The sequence below is a fragment of the Paucibacter sp. TC2R-5 genome (assembly GCF_025717605.1).
In the GTDB taxonomy this organism is placed as follows: domain Bacteria; phylum Pseudomonadota; class Gammaproteobacteria; order Burkholderiales; family Burkholderiaceae_C; genus Paucibacter_A; species Paucibacter_A albus.
The window spans coordinates 428,125-444,634 of the sequence record NZ_JAJIRQ010000003.1 but is presented as its reverse complement, the minus strand read 5'-3'; the positions used below and the strand labels follow the sequence as shown (position 1 = coordinate 444,634).

Annotated in this window: 13 protein-coding genes; 10 read left to right on the top strand and 3 right to left on the bottom strand. The window is 62.5% G+C overall.

Going from position 1 to position 16,510, the window contains the following annotated elements:
- Positions 1-2 precede the first annotated feature (2 nt).
- Together LNV08_RS08970 and gloB are read right to left on the bottom strand one after the other, a co-directional pair.
- On the bottom strand, positions 3-1,658 hold the full coding sequence (locus tag LNV08_RS08970; RefSeq protein ID WP_263533346.1) for a transglycosylase SLT domain-containing protein: 1,656 nt from the start codon (positions 1,656-1,658) through the stop codon (positions 3-5).
- Positions 1,655-2,437, bottom strand: coding sequence for a hydroxyacylglutathione hydrolase (gene gloB, locus LNV08_RS08965; RefSeq protein WP_263533345.1), 783 nt, complete (start codon positions 2,435-2,437; stop codon positions 1,655-1,657). Before gloB ends, LNV08_RS08970 begins: the two co-directional genes overlap by 4 nt.
- 38 nt (positions 2,438-2,475) lie before the next feature.
- Here gloB and LNV08_RS08960 point away from each other — a divergent pair, with 38 nt between their 5' ends.
- From LNV08_RS08960 to LNV08_RS08935, 6 genes are all read left to right on the top strand, one after another.
- Positions 2,476-3,261 carry a class I SAM-dependent methyltransferase gene (locus LNV08_RS08960; protein ID WP_263533344.1) on the top strand — a complete coding sequence of 262 codons (786 nt, stop codon included), beginning with the start codon at positions 2,476-2,478 and terminating at the stop codon, positions 3,259-3,261.
- Positions 3,258-3,761 carry a ribonuclease HI gene (rnhA, locus tag LNV08_RS08955; RefSeq protein ID WP_263533343.1) on the top strand — a complete coding sequence of 168 codons (504 nt, stop codon included), beginning with the start codon at positions 3,258-3,260 and terminating at the stop codon, positions 3,759-3,761. Before LNV08_RS08960 ends, rnhA begins: the two co-directional genes overlap by 4 nt.
- Before the next feature lie 181 nt (positions 3,762-3,942).
- Complete coding sequence (locus LNV08_RS08950) at positions 3,943-5,160, top strand: efflux RND transporter periplasmic adaptor subunit (RefSeq protein WP_263533342.1); 1,218 nt, start codon at positions 3,943-3,945, stop codon at positions 5,158-5,160.
- A 10-nt stretch (positions 5,161-5,170) separates the two neighbouring features.
- A complete protein-coding gene (locus tag LNV08_RS08945) occupies positions 5,171-8,230 on the top strand; it encodes an efflux RND transporter permease subunit (protein WP_263533341.1) in 3,060 nt (1,019 codons plus the stop codon).
- 57 nt (positions 8,231-8,287) lie between these two features.
- Positions 8,288-8,857, top strand: coding sequence for a dCTP deaminase (gene dcd, locus LNV08_RS08940; protein ID WP_263533340.1), 570 nt, complete (start codon positions 8,288-8,290; stop codon positions 8,855-8,857).
- 215 nt (positions 8,858-9,072) lie between these two features.
- Positions 9,073-9,444 (top strand): hypothetical protein, encoded by a 372-nt coding sequence (locus LNV08_RS08935; protein WP_263533339.1) that lies wholly within the window; start codon positions 9,073-9,075, stop codon positions 9,442-9,444.
- Between the two features lie 59 nt (positions 9,445-9,503).
- On the opposite strand, the gene LNV08_RS08930 is transcribed toward LNV08_RS08935, so the two are convergent.
- On the bottom strand, positions 9,504-9,767 hold the full coding sequence (locus tag LNV08_RS08930; RefSeq protein ID WP_263533338.1) for a hypothetical protein: 264 nt from the start codon (positions 9,765-9,767) through the stop codon (positions 9,504-9,506).
- A gap of 182 nt (positions 9,768-9,949) precedes the next feature.
- Here LNV08_RS08930 and LNV08_RS08925 point away from each other — a divergent pair, with 182 nt between their 5' ends.
- The 4 genes from LNV08_RS08925 to map all read left to right on the top strand — a co-directional run bounded on the left by LNV08_RS08925 (position 9,950) and on the right by map (position 16,505).
- Positions 9,950-12,127: a S46 family peptidase gene (locus LNV08_RS08925; protein ID WP_318014111.1), complete on the top strand. Its 2,178-nt coding sequence runs from the start codon at positions 9,950-9,952 to the stop codon at positions 12,125-12,127.
- A gap of 162 nt (positions 12,128-12,289) precedes the next feature.
- Positions 12,290-14,176 carry an acyl CoA:acetate/3-ketoacid CoA transferase gene (locus LNV08_RS08920; RefSeq protein ID WP_263533553.1) on the top strand — a complete coding sequence of 629 codons (1,887 nt, stop codon included), beginning with the start codon at positions 12,290-12,292 and terminating at the stop codon, positions 14,174-14,176.
- Positions 14,177-14,277: 101 nt separating this feature from the next.
- Positions 14,278-15,711 (top strand): peptide MFS transporter, encoded by a 1,434-nt coding sequence (locus LNV08_RS08915; protein ID WP_263533337.1) that lies wholly within the window; start codon positions 14,278-14,280, stop codon positions 15,709-15,711.
- Entirely contained in the window at positions 15,708-16,505 is a 798-nt protein-coding gene (gene map / locus LNV08_RS08910) for a type I methionyl aminopeptidase (protein WP_263533336.1), read from the top strand. The genes LNV08_RS08915 and map overlap by 4 nt, the downstream gene beginning before the upstream one ends.
- Positions 16,506-16,510: the final 5 nt, after the last annotated feature.

Below are 16,510 nucleotides of genomic sequence, written 5' to 3'. Positions count from 1 at the left end.
AATCAGCGTTTGCTCATCTGCCGGGCGGCGCTGCTGGAAGTCGGCGATGCGCCGCCGCCCGATTTGGCTGCCACCGTGCGCGCTGCGCCGGGCTTGCCTCCGGTCTTGGCCGCCGGTGCCGACTTGGCCGCTTGGCCGGGCTTGCCCGCTGCATTGCTGGGCTTGGCCATGGCAAGCCGCTTGGTCGGGAAGGCTTGGTACATCACCACGGTCTGGCCCGGCTTGAAGCTGGCCTTGACCCCGACCTTGTTCCACTCGGCCACCTGCACCGAGCTAACGCGGTAACGGCTCGCCAAGCTCTCCACCGTTTCGGCCTTGCCGGCCTTGACGCTGATGCGGCGCAGCGGCGGCGTGTCGGCGGCCAGGTTGATCGAGGCGTTCTCGGCCATATGCTCGGACACGTCTTCGATGCGATGCGCCGCTCGCGGCACAAGCAGTGTCGAGCCCTGCAAGACCCGCATGCGCGGCGGAATCTTATTGATTTCGCGCAGCTGCGCTTCGCTCATGCCGACTTGCTTGGCCGCAGCGGCTGGGCTCATCGTCTGCGTGACGGTCCAGGCGGTCCAACTCGCCAGCGGGCCGCGGTGCGCGGCCAAGGCCTCGGCAAAAGTCTTGGCGTTGTCGTAAGGCAGCAGCATCTGGCCTGTCACGGCCGCCAGCATCACTGGCTTGTTCATCTGAGGGTTGAACTGCTTGAATTCCTCGACCGTCATGCCGGCCAAGCGCGCGGCCAGATCGACGTCGATATCGCGGTCCAGCGTCACGCTGAGGAAGTAGGGGTGGTTGGACATAGCCGGCAGATTCAGGCTGAATTTTTGCGGCGCCAGCACGATGTTCTTGACTGCCTGCAGCTTGGGCAGGTAGTAGCGTGTTTCGTCCGGCATCTTCAGATTGTCGTAATCGGTCGGCAGGCCGGCTTTTTGGTTGCGGGCAATGGCTTTTTGCACATTGCCCTGGCCCCAGTTATAGGCCGCCAAAGCGAGTTGCCAATCTCCACCGAACATCTTGTTCAAGCGGCTCAGGTAGTCGAGCGCGGCGCGGGTGGAGGCCAGCACATCGCGCCTGTCATCGCGGAAGATGTTTTGCTTCAGGGCGAAATCTCGGCCCGTGGCCGGTACGAACTGCCACATGCCTGAGGCCTTGGCGGTGGACATCGCTTGCGGGTTGAACGCACTTTCGATAAAGGGCAGCAGCGCCAACTCGGTCGGCATGCCGCGCTTTTCGACCTCTTCAATGATGTGAAACAGGTAGCGGCCGCCGCGCTCAGTCATGCGTTGCACATAATCGGGCCGGCTGCTGTACCAAGTTTCGGCACGGCGTACGCCGTCGTTTTCAAGCTCAGGCATGGCGAAGCCGCTGCGCAGGCGCACCCAGAGGTCGGCCGAGGCACGCGCCTCGTTCAGATCGATGGCGACGCCCGGCTGAAGACTGTCTTCCAATACGGGGTGAGCGCTGTCCGCTGGCTTGGCGGTGTCAGCAAATGCAGCAGGCTGCGCAGACGCGCTGGCCGTGGGGCTCCAGGCCCGTGGCAAGGCATTGCGATCGCTGCTGGGGCTCAGGTCTTGCTGCGGCGGGGTGCTGGCGCAGGCGCTGAGCAAGCCGGCGATGACGATAGCGCTCAAGCGCTTGAGCAGCGCTGGCAACTGGACTTTATTCATCGGTAGTCGTTCTTCCATTGACGCAGCTGTGTGAACACTGCGACCGGGTCAGAGACCCGGGTCTGGTTTGAAAACGCTTGAGCGGCCGCCATCACGGCTGGCTCGCTGCAGCGCAAAAAGGGGTTGATCTGCAACTCCAGAGCCAAGCTGGAGGGCAGGGTGGGCAGGTCTTCACTGCGGCGCTGTTCGCACCATTGCTGATAGGCCGCCAGTTCGGGGTTGTCCGGCTCGACCGTGCGCGCAAAGCGCAAATTGGCCAAGGTGTACTCATGCGTGCAGCAAACGCGGCTGGCGCCGGGCAGCGCCGCTAGGCTTTGCAGCGAGGCAAACATCTGCGCCGGCGTGCCTTCAAACAATCGACCGCAGCCGCCCGAGAACAGGGTGTCGCCACAGAACAGCAGCGGTGCGGCGCCGTCGCTGGGGCTTTCCAGATAGAAGGCAATATGGCCGGCGGTATGGCCGGGCACGTCGATGACTCGAAAATCTTGGCCCAGCAGGTGGAAGCTATCACCGTCTTGGCAGGACGTTATGGGAACTGGCATCTGCTCATGCGCCGGCCCAAAAACAGGCGCCTGCTGATGCGCCAGCAAGGCACTCAGACCGCCAACATGGTCGCCGTGGTGATGCGTCACTAGAATGCCAGCCAGACGCAGCGAGCGCGCTGCCAAGGCGTCAAGTACCGGGGCCGCGTCACCCGGGTCGACCACGAGGGCTTCGGCTCCATCGTGCAACATCCAGATGTAGTTGTCCGCAAAGGCAGCGATGGCCTCAAGTTTCATGCAGTCAAACCCAGATCTGTTCCCACTATTTCACGTCCATGGCCAGTGAAACCGCGATTATAGAGTTGGCCGCATGGCTGCAGACCCCGCCCGGGCGCTATTTGCTGGCCTGGGAGCAAGCGCAAATGGACGCGGCCGTGGTGGATCTGTTCGGCTTTCATGCCTTGCAGCTGGGTTTGCCCGAACTGCCGGGGCTGCGCAGCAACCGCATGCCGCATCGCTGGGTTGCGCTCCAGCAACCTGAGCAGGCCCAGGCCGGTGCCCTGGCCGGCCCCGGTGTGGCCCTGCACTGCGAGTTTGACAGCCTGCCCTTCGAGAGCGGCAGCTTGGATCTGGTGGTCTTGCCGCATACGCTGGAGTTGGCGCATGACCCGCATCAAACGCTGCGCGAGGTGGAGCGGGTCTTGCGGCCGGAAGGTCGCTTGGTGATTTTGGGGCTCAATCCGGCCAGTCTTTGGGGGCTCAGGCAAAATCTGGGTCAAGTGCTGCCGGGTGGTCCTCGGCTTTATCTGCCGCAAGACGGTGATTTCATTGGTTACTGGCGCTTGCGCGACTGGTTGCGTTTGCTCAGTTTCGATGTCGAGGCCGCGCAATTCGGCTGTTATTGCCCGCCTTTGCGCTCGGCTGCTTGGCTGGAGCGCTGGGCCTGGGTCGAGCCTATCGGCGGGCGCTGGTGGCCGGTGCTGGGGGCGGTTTATTTCATCAAGGCGGTCAAGCGTGTGCACGGCATGCGCTTGATTGGGCTTGAGCGCAAGCGTGTCGCTAGGCGCAGCGCTGCACCGGCGGTCGCGGTGCAGCAACAACATAAAGAACAAGGTCCATGAATCAAGCAGTTACTCCTTCCCCTACATTGGCCGGTTCGGCAGCACCGGCAGCAAAGATCGCCAGGCCCGTGGTTGTCATCTACACCGACGGCGCGTGCAAGGGCAATCCGGGTCGCGGCGGTTGGGGCGCATGGCTGAGTGCCGGTGGGCATGAGAAAGAAATGTTCGGCGGCGAGGCCAACACGACCAATAACCGCATGGAGCTGACCGCGGTGATCGAGGCCTTGGCCTCTCTGAAGCGGACTTGCGACATCACCGTGTTTACCGACAGCGAATATGTCCGCAAGGGCATGACCGAATGGATTGGCGGCTGGCAGCGGCGCGGCTGGAAGACGGCCGATAACAAGCCGGTCAAGAACGCCGACCTCTGGCAGCGACTGGACGCTTTGCGCAAGCTGCATCAGGTCGAATGGCGCTGGGTCAAGGGGCATGCGGGCGACCCTGGCAACGAGCGTGCCGACGCGCTGGCCAACCAAGGCGTCAACGGCGTCTCTCGCTGAGGGTTGCCGAGCGGCCGCGCTGACTTTGCTTGAGGCTCGCGTTCAGGTTCAGGTTCAAGTTCATTTGAAATTTGTGCGTTGTGCGTACGCTTGTCGTCGCTGACGGCCTCAAACACGTATTTCATGCCATTTGCTCGGCGAGGCCTGTGGACTGCCGCTAGAGTGCGCACCGGAGACTCGCATGACTGTTCACAGAAAATTTCACACCGTGGTGGCCCTTGTGGCTCTTGTTGGGCTGAGCGGCGCCGCTTATTGGTGGCAGCACCGGCCGGCTCAGGCGCAAACCGCCCAAGCCCCTGAGGCGAAGCCAGATGCAAAACCTGGCTCGAAGGCCCCGGGCGCAGCCGGTGGCAAGGAAGCCAGCGGCCCGATACCGGTCGAGGTGGGCAGGGTCGAATCGGTCTTGCTGCCCGACGACGCACAGACCGTCGGCACCTTGAAGGCGCGCCAGTCGGCCTTGCTCAAGCCCGAGGTCAGCGGGCGCATTGTCAAACTGGGCTTCACCGATGGTCAGCGCGTGCGCCAGGGCCAGTTGCTGGTGCAACTCGATGACAGCTTGCAGGCGGCGCAGCTGCAGCAGTCGCAGGCGCAGGCCAGCATTGCGCGCTCCAGCCTGAAGCGCAATAACGAGTTGCTGGCGCAGGGTTTTGTCAGTGCCAGTGCGGTTGAGCAAGCGCAATCGGTCTTGCAAGTGGCCGAGGCGCAAGTGGCGCTGAGCCAGGCGCAACTGCTGCGCATGCAGGTGCGCGCGCCTTTCGACGGCGAGATGGGTATTCGCAGCGTCAATGTGGGCGACTACGTCAAGGACGGCAGTGATCTTGTCACCATCGAAGACAGCTCCATGATGTGGGTGGACTTCCGCCTGCCAGAGCGCTTTGTGCCGCGCCTGAAGATGGGACAACAGGTCGAAGTGATGCTGGACGCGTTGCCAGGCAAGTCCTTTACGGCCCAGATTGCGGCCTTGGATACGCAGCTCGATGCCAATGGCCGCTCATTGCTGGTGCGGGCCAAGTTGCCCGCCGGCACGCCCGAGCTGCGCTCCGGCTTGTTTGCCCGCGTGCGGGTGTTGTTGGCCGTGCATCAAAACGCCTTGCTGGTGCCCGAGGAGGCCTTGGTGCCGCAAGGCGGCAAGCAATATGTGATCAAGCTGCTGGAAAACGGCGCTGCGCCGCCGACTGCCCAGCGCATCGAGGCCAAGCTGGGCCTGCGCTTGCCGGGCAAGGTGGAAATTTTGGAGGGCTTGAAGGCCGGTGAGCGCGTGGTGACGGCCGGCCAGGCCAAGCTGATGCGCGGCGAGGGTCAGGTCTTGAAGATCATCGACGTCGACAAGCAGGGCGTTCCGCGCGGTGCGGCAGCCTCCTCGGCCACCGGCATCTCTGCCAGCGCGGCCAGCCGCTGAAAGGCCCGCGATGCGAATTTCCGAAATCTCTATCCGTCGCCCTGTCTTTGCGACGGTGATGTCGCTGCTGCTGATCCTGGTCGGCATCGTGGCTTTCGGGCGCCTCTCCTTGCGCGAGTATCCGCGCATCGACGAGCCGGTCGTGACGGTCAGCACTCGGCTGGTGGGGGCTTCCAGCGAAGTGATCGAAAGCCAGATCACCAAGCCGCTGGAGGATTCGATCGCCGGCATCGACGGCATCGAGGTCTTGACCTCGAGTTCGCGTACCGAATCGAGCCAGATCACCGCCCGCTTCAAGCTGGAGAAGAACCCCGATGACGCCGCCGCCGATGTGCGCGACCGCGTCGCCCGCGTGCGCGGACGCCTGCCCGATGCGGCTGATGAGCCGGTCGTTGCCAAGGTCGAGGCGGATGCGCAGCCCACCATCTGGATTGCTTTCTCCAGCGAGACCTTGAGCCCGCTGGAGATCACCGATCTGGTCAACCGCATCGTCAAGCCGCGCCTGCAGACCATCCCCGGCGTGGCCGATGTGCAGACCGGCGGTGACCGCAAATACGGCATGCGGATCTGGCTCGACGCCGACCGCCTGGCCGCCTACAAGCTCACCGTGCAGGACGTCGAAGACGCGCTGCGACGGCAAAACCTGGAAGTGCCGGCCGGCCGAATCGAAAGCGAGCAGCGCGAATTCAGTGTGACGGCACGTACCGATCTGAACACGGTGGCAGAGTTCTCTGAGGTGATTCTGAAGCAGACCGGTGGCTTCGCCGTGCGGCTGAAGGATGTGGCTCGGATCGAGGAGGCGGCGTCGAGCGAGCGCTCCCGCGTGCGCTTGAACGGTGTGTTATCGGTCTCGCTGGGCGTGATTCGCCAGGCCACGGCCAACCCGCTGGAAGTGTCTGCGGCGGTGCGCGAAATGATGCCCAAGCTGCAGGCCGATCTGCCCGACAGCATCAAGGTGCTGCCGGCGAATGACAACTCGGTCTTTATTGACCGCTCGATCAAGTCGGTCTACTCCACGATTGTTGAATCGGTGGTCTTGGTGGCATTGGTGGTGTTCGTGTTCTTGCGCACGCTGCGCGCGTCCATCATCCCTTTGGTGACGATTCCGATCAGCTTGATCGGGTCCTTTGCGCTGATGGCCGCCGCCGGCTTCACCGTCAACACCTTGACTTTGCTGGCGCTGGTGCTGGCGATCGGCCTGGTGGTGGATGATGCGATCGTGGTGCTGGAGAACATCTTTCGCCATATCGAGGAGGGCCTGGAGCCTTTCCAGGCGGCGCTGAAGGGCGCCAAGGAAATCGGCTTTGCGGTCTTGGCGATGACGCTGACGCTGGCCGCAGTGTTCGCGCCGCTGGCCTTCACGCCGGGGCGTACCGGTCGTTTGTTTGTGGAGTTTGCGCTGACCTTGGCGGGGGCCGTGATCGTGTCCGGCTTTGTGGCGCTGACCTTGACGCCGATGATGTGCAGCAAATTGCTGCGCCATAACGCCAATCCAAGCCGGTTTGACCGCGGCATGGAGCGCGTCTTGGTGTGGGTGTCGGACAGCTATGCGCGCGTCTTGCGTTATGTGTTGCGGGCACGCTGGTTGGTGGTGCTGGTGATGCTGGCATCGGGCGCCGGCAGCTGGTATTTGTTCAGCACCATGAAGTCCGAATTGGCACCGATGGAGGACAGAGGCGTGATCGTGATGCCGATCAGCGCGCCGGACGGCTCTACGCTGGCCTTTACCGCGCGTTATTTGGATGCGGTTGATCGCATCGCGGCGCAGTACCCGGAGTTCGACCGGGCCTTTCTGTTCTCGGGCGGCGGCGGTGTGTCCTCCGGGCTGGCGATTTTGCGTACCGTTGATTGGTCCGAGCGCAAGCGCAGCACGCAAGAGATCGCTCGCTTGATGCTGCCGCAGGTCAGCAATTTGCCCGGTGTGCAGGCCTTCCCGACCACGCCGGCCAGCCTGGGCCAGGGCTTTACCGCCAGGCCGGTGAACTTCGTCGTGGTCACCAGTGACAGCTATGCCAATCTGGCCAAGGTCACGCAGGCCATGATGGCCGAGATGGGCAAGAACCCGGGTCTGAGTCAGCCGGACAATGATTTGCGCTTGAACAAGCCCGAGCTGTTCATGGAAATCGACCGCGAGCGCGCGGCCGATCTGGGTGTGTCGGTGGAAGCGGTGGCGCGCACGGTTGAGACCATGTTGGGCAGCCGCGCGGTAACCCGTTACAAGCGCGGCGCCGATCAATACGATGTGCTGGTGCAGACCGAGGCAGCGGGGCGTGCCACGCCCGAGCAGATCGAGCGCCTGTTTGTGCGCGGCCGGGGTGACACCATGGTGCCCTTGTCCAGCCTGATCAAGGTGAACGAGGCGGTCAGCCCGCGCGAGTTGAATCACTTCAACCAGCGCCGCTCGGTGACGCTCACCGCCAATCTGGCGCCCGGCTATTCCTTGGGCGAGGCGCTGAGCTTTATGGATCAGACGGCCGCCAAGGTGATGCCGGTCGGCTACGCGACCGAGTTGAACGGCGTGTCGCGTGAATTCAAGTCCAGCAGTGGCGCGCTCGGCCTGGTGTTTGTGTTGGCGCTGTTGTTCATCTTCCTGGTCTTGGCGGCGCAGTTCGAGAGCTTTGTCGACCCGCTGGTGATCATGTTGTCTGTGCCTTTGTCCATGGTCGGCGCCTTGGCTGCGTTGCAATGGTCGGGCGGCACTTTGAACGTCTATTCGCAGATCGGTCTGATCACGCTAGTGGGTTTGATCACCAAGCATGGCATTTTGATCGTCGAGTTCAGTAATCAGTTACGTCAGCAGGGGCGCGGCGTCCACGCTGCCGTGGTCGAGGCGGCCGCCTTGCGTTTGCGACCCATCTTGATGACCACCGGTGCGATGGTGCTGGGTGCCTTGCCTTTGGCGCTGGCCAGTGGCGCTGGCGCCGAGAGCCGCCAGCAAATCGGCTGGGTGATTGTCGGCGGCATGAGCTTTGGCACCTTGCTGACCATCTTTGTCGTGCCCACGATGTACACGCTGTTCGCGCGCAAGAGCACGCCGGGAGAGATCACGACGCCGGCCTTGTCGAACTGACTCGAACTGATTCGGGCCAGCCTCTAAAATGCCGCGATACACCCTGGGGAATTACAGATGAGCATCAAGAGCGATAAGTGGATACGCCGTATGGCCGAGCAGCACGGCATGATCGAGCCGTTTGAGCCGGGCCAGGTGCGCGCCAACGCGGCCGGCGAGAAAATCGTCAGCTACGGCACTTCCAGCTATGGCTACGACATCCGCTGCGCGCCCGAGTTCAAGGTCTTTACCAATGTCTACAGCTCCATCGTCGACCCGAAGAACTTCGATGAGAAGAGCTTTGTCGACATGGAGGGCGACTACTGCATCATCCCGCCGAACAGTTTTTGCCTGGCCCGCACGGTCGAGTATTTCCGCATTCCGCGCAATGTGCTGACGGTGTGCCTGGGCAAAAGCACTTATGCGCGCTGCGGCATCATCGTTAACGTGACGCCGTTTGAGCCCGAGTGGGAAGGCTATGTGACGCTGGAGTTCAGCAACACCACGCCGCTGCCGGCCAAAATCTATGCGGGCGAGGGCTGTGCGCAGGTGCTGTTCTTCGAGAGCGACGAGGTCTGCGAGACCAGCTACAAGGACCGTGGCGGCAAGTACCAGGGCCAGCGTGGCGTGACGCTGCCTAAAACGTGAAAGAAGGACTTACGCAAAACCGCCCCAGCGTCGTTCCGACGCCTTGTCGTACAAGGCGTACTGCCTTTGGCGTCATGCCTAGCTGGAACAATTTTGCGTAAGTCCTAAGAAGAAAACTTGAATCGAATCAGCGGGTGAAATGCCGGCTTTTTCGGATTTAAGTTTTTGCTCAGGCCGGCATCATGGAGCTATCCAAGCCCCAAGCCGAGGAAGCCATGAGCAACGTCTATCGCCTGACACCAGATCTGCCGCTTAGCGCACCGATCTATTTCGATCTGCGCGAGGCTTCGCCCGATTACGTCTTCAATGGGCATTCGTTCGATCCGGCGCTGCGCCCACAGTCCTCGCTTGAATTCGGCTCACCGATTGTTGGGCCGGTAGATGGCGGCGATCTGCAACGCTTTCACGCGCTGATGGCGCAAGAGGGTTTGGCCCTGCAGCCGACCCGCATGCTCTATGACCGCCTGTATGCCTGCGAGCGCTTGGCTCAGGGTCACGCCAGCGCTAATGCGAGCTTGCGTGAATTGGCGATGCGCATGTTCAATAATTATCAGCAAGCCGGGGAATGGATAGGCTTGATCCACTGAGTCAGCCTTCGTACCTCGCGATCAAAAAGCCCTCGTCAGAGGGCTTTTTGTTGCTGGGTTCACAGCGCCGTCAGCCAGTCGCAACGCAGGCGCCCGCTGCGATGCAGCCGAACTCGCCACGAGGCGTAAAAGCCCGGCAGCAAAAAGCCCGCCGGGCATAAGGGCAACAAGGCCCATTCATGGATCAGCAGCAGCGCCGGCAGAGCCACCCAGCCGATCACCCAGGCCGTCAGTACCATGTCCCAGGCACACAACTCCAGCGGGTGTCGGCGGCCATGCAGGAACAACCAGCGCTTGATCTGAGTCAGCTGAACCAGGGTCATGGCACACCTCCGTGCTTGCGGGCGACTAGGTGTCAGTTTCATGTCAGCTTGGCAATCGGTCAAGGCTGGGGGAATATCCAGTCGAAGCGCGGTGCCGACTGTGAAAACCCATGGAGCCTTACTTTTGGCATGGGGCTAGCCACGGTGTAGGCTGCGAGCCTCTTTGAAAAGGCTTGCCTCTCGTGCGCATCAAAAAATTTAAGATTTTGGGACTTATCTCGGCCATCGCCGCCATGGCGCAAATGCCTGCTCAGGCCGCCGAAGGCATGTGGATGCCGCAGCAATTGCCGCAGATTGCCAGTGGCTTGAGAGCCGCCGGTCTGAAGATCGAGCCCAGCCGTCTGTCGCAGCTGACCGAGTTCCCGATGGGGGCCGTCGTCAGCCTGGGCGGCTGCACGGCTTCGTTTGTGTCACCGCAAGGGCTGATCGTGACCAACCATCACTGCGCCTACGGCAGCATCCAATACAACACCAGTGCGCAGCGCGACTTGCTCAAAGACGGGTTCTTGGCCGCGAGTTTGACCGAGGAGTTGCCCGCCGAGCCCGGCAGTCGGGTCTATGTGACGGTGGCGGTGACGGATGTCAGCGCGCAAGTGCTGGATCGCAAGGTTCAAGCCTTGCGAGGCAAGGCGCGTTTTGATGCGATCGAGGCGATTCAAAAACGCTTGACCGCCGATTGCGAGGCCGATGCTGGGCACCGCTGCGAAGTGAGCAGTTTCTATGGCGGCTCGCAATACCAGTTGATCAAGCAGCTGGAGTTGCGTGACATCCGTTTGGTGCACGCGCCCGCGCTCGGCGTGGGTCTGTTCGGCGGCGATGCCGACAACTGGATGTGGCCGCGCCACACCGGGGACTACAGCTTCTATCGCGCCTACGTCGGGCCAGACGGTCGCCCGGCCGACTTCAGTCCCGACAACAAGCCCTTCGAGCCCAAGCATCATCTGAAGTTGGCCAGGCAGCCGCTCAAGGAGGGAGATTTTGTGATGGTGGCCGGCTACCCCGGACATACCAACAGGCACCGTTTGCCGGCCGAGGTGGACTTCACCTTCTCTGAGTGGCAACCCAGCCATATCCGCTTGATGGGCGAGCAACTCGCCCTGATCAAGGCCGCAACCGCCGGCCGGCGCGACGCCGAGATTGCACTGGCTGACCGGGTCGCCGGCATCAGCAATGGCCACAAGAATATGCAGGGTCAGCAAGCCAGCTTTGAGCGCAGCGACATCTTGGCGCGCAAGTCGCAAGGCTTTGCTGATTTGAAGCGCTGGGTAGCTGCTGATGCAGGCCGCCAAGCGCGGTACGGCGCCGATCTGGCCCAGGTTGAACGCTTGCTGGCACAGCGCCAGGAGATTGTCCGTGCCGAACTCTTGTTGGATTATGTGGCGCCTCAATTGCTGGACACAGCGCGCAGCCTCTACCAACACGCGCAGCAGCAAGCCTTGCCTGATGCGCAGCGCAAGCCTGGCTTTCAAGCCCGCGACAGCCTGGCCTTCAGCCAGAGCCTGGAAACGCTGCAACGCCGCTATGACGAGCCGGTGGATCAGGGGCTGAGTGCGCATTTCTTTGCCCAGTATTTGGCCTTGCCGGCCGCACAACTGAACCAGCCTCTGCTGGCGGCCTTGGGGCTGCAGCCCGGCATGATTGAGGCGGCCATCAAAGCGCGCTTGTCGCCCATTTACAGTGGCAGTCAGTTGCAGCAGCAGACCGAGCGCATGGCCTGGTTGACGCGCGATGTGGCGGCGTTCAAGGCCAGTGACGACAGCCTCATCAAGGCGGCGGTGGCCTTGTATGCCGATGATGAAACGCGCGAGGCCCGTGACAAAGAGCTCAGTGGCCAAATCGGCCAAGCCTATGCCGGCACCATGCGGGCCTTGATCGCCTACAAAGCCAGTCAAGGCGAGGTGGTGTACCCGGACGCCAACAGCACGCTGCGGGTCGCTTACGGTCATGTTCAAGGGCGCAAGGGCGCGGTGGACGGCGCCGATTGGCAGGCCTTCACGACGCTGCGCGGCATTGCTGCCAAGCATACCGGCGAGGGTGAATTCAATGCGCCGGCGCCGCAGTTGGCGGCTATCAAAGCGCGTCAGTTTGATGACTACAAGGTGGCTAGCCTGGATTCGGTACCGGTCAATTTTTTGGCCACCCTGGACACCACCGGCGGCAACTCCGGCTCGCCGGTCTTGAACGACCGGGCCGAGTTGGTGGGCTTGCTGTTTGACGGCACGCTGGACAGTGTCATCGACAGCTGGGACTTTGATGCCAAGCGCTCGCGCAGCATCTGCCTGGATGCGCGCTATATGCTGTGGCAGATGAAAGTGGTGGACAAGGCCGAGCGCTTGTTGCGAGAAATGAAGGTCTTGTAGAAGCCATGTGCTGGCGTAGGCATCTATGGCCATGTCTCTGCCTATGTCGGCGACACTGTGCGCAATCACTCAGCCGGAGTCGCCATGACGCAGCCTCTTCACAGCCAAGCCGAAGACAGCCCCCGTTCGCAACGCCTGGTGCAGCTGCATGCGCTGCAGACCATGGAACATGGCAAGGTGGTGGCCCCTGCCGAGGCGGTGGCGCTGATTCATGACGGCGATTGCCTGGCCACCTCGGGCTTTATCGGCATCGGCTTCGCTGAGAACTTGGCGGTGGCGCTGGAGGCGCGCTATTTGCGCAGCGGCCGCCCCCGTGATCTGAGCCTGGTTTATGCGGCGGGCCAAGGTGACGGCAAGCAGCGCGGCCTCAATCACTTCGGCCACAAGGGTTTACTCCGGCGCGTGGTGGGCGGGCATTGGGGGCTGGTGCCGGCCTTGCAAAAGCTCGCACTCGACGGCGATATCGAGGCCTGGAATCTGCCGCAAGGCGTGATCAGCCATCTTTACCGCGACATCGCCGCGGGCAAGCCCGGCCATCTGAGTCGCGTCGGGCTGGATACCTTTGTCGACCCTCGCCATGGCGGCGGCGCCGTCAACGCGCGCAGCATCGAGGCCTTGGTGCGCTTGATGGAGATCGACGGTGAGCCGTATCTGTTCTACAAGGCTTTCCCGATTGATGTGGCTTTGCTGCGCGGCACCACGGCGGACGCCGACGGCAACATTACCATGGAGCGCGAGGCGCTAACGCTGGATTCACTGGCCATCGCAATGGCTGCGCGCAACAGCGGCGGCATCGTGATCGTGCAGGTTGAACGTTTGGCCGAACGCGGCAGCCTGAATCCGCGCCAGGTCAAGATTCCCGGTATCTTGGTCGATGCGGTGGTGTTGGCCGAGAAGCCCGAGTTCCATATGCAGACCTTCGCCGAAGCCTACAGCCCCGCATTTGCTGCCGAGTTGCGGGTGCCGATGGCGGCCTTGCAAACAATGGCCCAGGGTCTGCGCAAGGTGATCGCCCGCCGCGCCGCGCTGGAGTTGCAAACGCACGATGTGGTCAACCTCGGCATCGGCATGCCCGAGGGTGTGGCGGCGGTGGCGGCCGAGGAGCATATCTCCGACCTGATCACGCTCACGGCGGAGGCCGGCGTGATCGGCGGCCTGCCGGCCGGCGGCCTGAACTTTGGTGCGGCGGTCAATACCCAAGCCGTTATCGACCAGCCCTATCAGTTCGATTTCTATGATGGCGGCGGGCTTGATCTGGCGGTCTTGGGGCTAGCGCAGGCCGATGCTCAGGGCAATGTCAATGTCAGCCGCTTCGGTTCGCGCCTGGCCGGCGCCGGCGGCTTTATCAACATCAGCCAGAACGCCAAGCGCTTGGTTTTTGTTGGCAGTTTTTTGAGCGACGACAAGCCCAAGTTCCTGGCAGAAGTGGAGCAGCGCACCTTCTCGGGAAGAGAGGCGAGCCGGCGCGGCCAGCAGGTGCTCTATGTGACCGAGCGCTGCGTGCTCAGGCTCGCTCCCGAGGGTTTGATCCTGTCTGAAGTGGCGCCGGGTCTGGATCTGCAGCGTGATGTGCTGGATCTGATGGGCTTTGCGCCCTTGATGCCGACGCCGCCGTCCATCATGGACGCGGCGCTGTTCAAAGACGAGGCGATTGGTTTGCGCGCCAGGCTCTTGATGCTGCCGCTGGCCGATCGTTTCAGCTATGACGCGGCGACGCGGCAGCTGTTTCTCAACTTCGAGCGCTTGGCGGTGCGCAGTAGCGACGATGTGGAAGCGATTCGCGCCGAGGTGGAGCGCCGTCTGGCACCGCTGGGGCAGCGCGTTTGGTGCGTGGTCAACTATGACCATTTCCACCTCGACCCCGAGGTCGCCGACGCTTACGCTGCGATGGTGCGGGAGCTGAGTGACCAGTTCTATGAGAACGTGACGCGCTACGGGACGGCCGGTTTCAACCGCAGCTTGCTGGGTGCCGCGCTGGCAGCGCGCGGCGTCGAGCCGCAGATGTTTGACTCGGCCGAGCGCGCCTTGTTGGAGGTCAAGCCTGTCTGAGGCTGTGCCGCGCCGCGCGGGCTATGGTTAATGCCACTTGCATGCGCGCCTCGGCTGGTGGACAGTCTCGGCTGAGCAATTTTCTATGAGCATTTTAGTCCGTGTCCTCTCTCACTCCTGGCGATCTTCGCCTTAAACAAGACCGAGCCTTTCTCGGTCATCCCGCCGGCCTGGGTTGGCTGGCATTCTGTGAATTCTGGGAGCGCTTCTCCTATTACGGCATGCAGGCGCTGCTGGTGCTCTACCTCAGCAACTACCTGTTCCTGCCCGAGAACATCGGCAATGTCGCCGGCATCGACGCCCTGCGGGCCTTTATCGAGCGGGCCACCGGGCCGCGCTCGCCGCAGCAACTGGCCTCGGCCGTGTTTGGCCTTTATGCGGGCCTGGTCTACCTAACGCCAATATTTGGCGGCTTGCTGGCCGACCGGCTGCTCGGTCGCACCCGCACCGTCGTGATAGGCGCCAGCCTGATGGCGCTTGGGCATTTCTTGATGGCATTTGAGGCGAGCTTTTTGCTGGCCCTGGCTTGCTTGCTGCTGGGTGTTGGTTGCTTCAAGGGCAATATCGCGGCGCAAGTCGGCGCGCTCTATGCGCCCGGCGACAAGCGTCGTGCCAGCGCTTTCCAGATCTTCATGCTGTCGGTGCAGATGGCGGTGATCCTGGCGCCCATCGTCTGCGGCACGCTGGGCGAGAAGGTGGCTTGGCACTGGGGCTTTGGTGCGGCCGGTGTGGGCATGTTGATCGGTTTGGTGGTCTACCTGGCCGGGCGGCGCTACTTGCCGCCCGAGGAGGCTCGCGTCAAGACGGCAGTGCGCAGAGAGGGCGAGGCCAGGCCGCGCATGACGAGCCAAGAAAAGGCCAGATTCGTGCTGCTGATCGCGCTGATCCCTGTGCTGATGCTGTCCATCGTCGGCAACCAGCAGTTCAACAATGCCTACCCGCTGTGGTCGCAAAAGCATATGGACTTGCTGCTGTTCGGCTTTCAGGTGCCGGTGAGCTGGCTGCAGGCGGTGGACGCGTTGATCAGCACCTCGACCATGGTGGCCTCGATCGCGTTCTGGCGCTGGTGGGCGACGCGCCGGCGTGAGCCCGATGAACTGACCAAGATGGCTTTCGGCGCCTTGCTCGCGGCCTGCGCGCCGGCGCTGTTGGTGATTGCCGCCGGCTCAATCGCCGGTACCAACGAGAAGGTCAGCTTCGTCTGGACGCTGGGCTACACCTTGATCAACAACCTGGGCTTCGCCAATATCTTGCCGGTTGGCATCGCGCTGTACTCGCGCGCCGCACCGCGCCGGCTGGAGGGCTTGATGATTGGCATCTACTACTTGCACCTGTTCCTGGGCAATAGTTTTGTCGGTTGGCTGGCCGGCTTGCTCGATGAGATGCCGGGTACCGAGTTCTGGGGCCTGCATGCGGTCTTGGTGGCCAGTGCCGGCGTCTTGCTGCTGGCGGTCAAGTTTTTGTTTGGGCGGGTTCTGTTGCCGGATGAGCAAGCGCCGCCGCAAGGCGTGCAAAAAGGAGGGCTTCCTGCATGAGAGGCAATTCAGTGAAGATTCGGGGTGCGGAAGAAATTGCCAAGGCCAGGGAGGCCGGCCGCTTGGCCGCCCAGGTCTTGCAGATGATCACGCCGCATGTGCAGCCCGGTGTCAGCACCGATGCGCTGGACAAAATCTGCCATGACTACATCGTCGATGAGTTGGGCGTCACGCCGGCCAATATCGGCTATCACGGCTACCCCAAGACGCTGTGCAGCTCGGTCAATGAGGTGGTCTGCCATGGCATCCCCTCGCCGACAAGAATCCTCAAGAATGGCGACATCGTCAACCTCGATGTGGCGCTGATCAAGGACGGCTGGTTCGGTGACACCAGCCGCATGTATTTTGTCGGTGAGCCCAAGCCGCAAGCGCGCCGCCTGGTCAACACCACTTACGAGGCGCTGCGGGCCGGCATCCTCAAGGTGCGCCCCGGCGCCACGCTGGGCGATATCGGGCATGCGATCCAGAGCGTGGCGCACCGCGCGGGCTTCAGCGTCGTGCGCGAGTATGGTGGCCACGGCATCGGCGACGTCTATCACGACCAACCCCATGTCAACCATTTCGGCCAGCCGGGCGAGGGCATGAAGCTGCAGGCCGGCATGATCTTCACCATCGAGCCGATGATCAACGCCGGCAAGCGCGGTATCAAAGAACTCGCCGACGGCTGGACCGTGGTCACCCAGGACCGCAGCCTGTCGGCGCAATGGGAGCATATGGTGCTGGTCACCGCCAGCGGCTTCGAGTTGCTGACCGCTTGGCCGGAAGGGTTTGGAGACTATCCCGTCATAGCGTGAGCGGT

Bases quoted from the DNA above. Each gene is read 5' to 3' on its own strand.
- LNV08_RS08970 (WP_263533346.1), bottom strand. From the start codon at position 1,658: ATGAATAAAGTCCAGTTGCCAGCGCTGCTCAAGCGCTTGAGCGCTATC.
- gloB (WP_263533345.1), bottom strand. From the start codon at position 2,437: ATGAAACTTGAGGCCATCGCTGCCTTTGCGGACAACTACATCTGGATG.
- LNV08_RS08960 (WP_263533344.1), top strand. From the start codon at position 2,476: ATGGCCAGTGAAACCGCGATTATAGAGTTGGCCGCATGGCTGCAGACC.
- rnhA (WP_263533343.1), top strand. From the start codon at position 3,258: ATGAATCAAGCAGTTACTCCTTCCCCTACATTGGCCGGTTCGGCAGCA.
- LNV08_RS08950 (WP_263533342.1), top strand. From the start codon at position 3,943: ATGACTGTTCACAGAAAATTTCACACCGTGGTGGCCCTTGTGGCTCTT.
- LNV08_RS08945 (WP_263533341.1), top strand. From the start codon at position 5,171: ATGCGAATTTCCGAAATCTCTATCCGTCGCCCTGTCTTTGCGACGGTG.
- dcd (WP_263533340.1), top strand. From the start codon at position 8,288: ATGAGCATCAAGAGCGATAAGTGGATACGCCGTATGGCCGAGCAGCAC.
- LNV08_RS08935 (WP_263533339.1), top strand. From the start codon at position 9,073: ATGAGCAACGTCTATCGCCTGACACCAGATCTGCCGCTTAGCGCACCG.
- LNV08_RS08930 (WP_263533338.1), bottom strand. From the start codon at position 9,767: ATGACCCTGGTTCAGCTGACTCAGATCAAGCGCTGGTTGTTCCTGCAT.
- LNV08_RS08920 (WP_263533553.1), top strand. From the start codon at position 12,290: ATGGAACATGGCAAGGTGGTGGCCCCTGCCGAGGCGGTGGCGCTGATT.
- map (WP_263533336.1), top strand. From the start codon at position 15,708: ATGAGAGGCAATTCAGTGAAGATTCGGGGTGCGGAAGAAATTGCCAAG.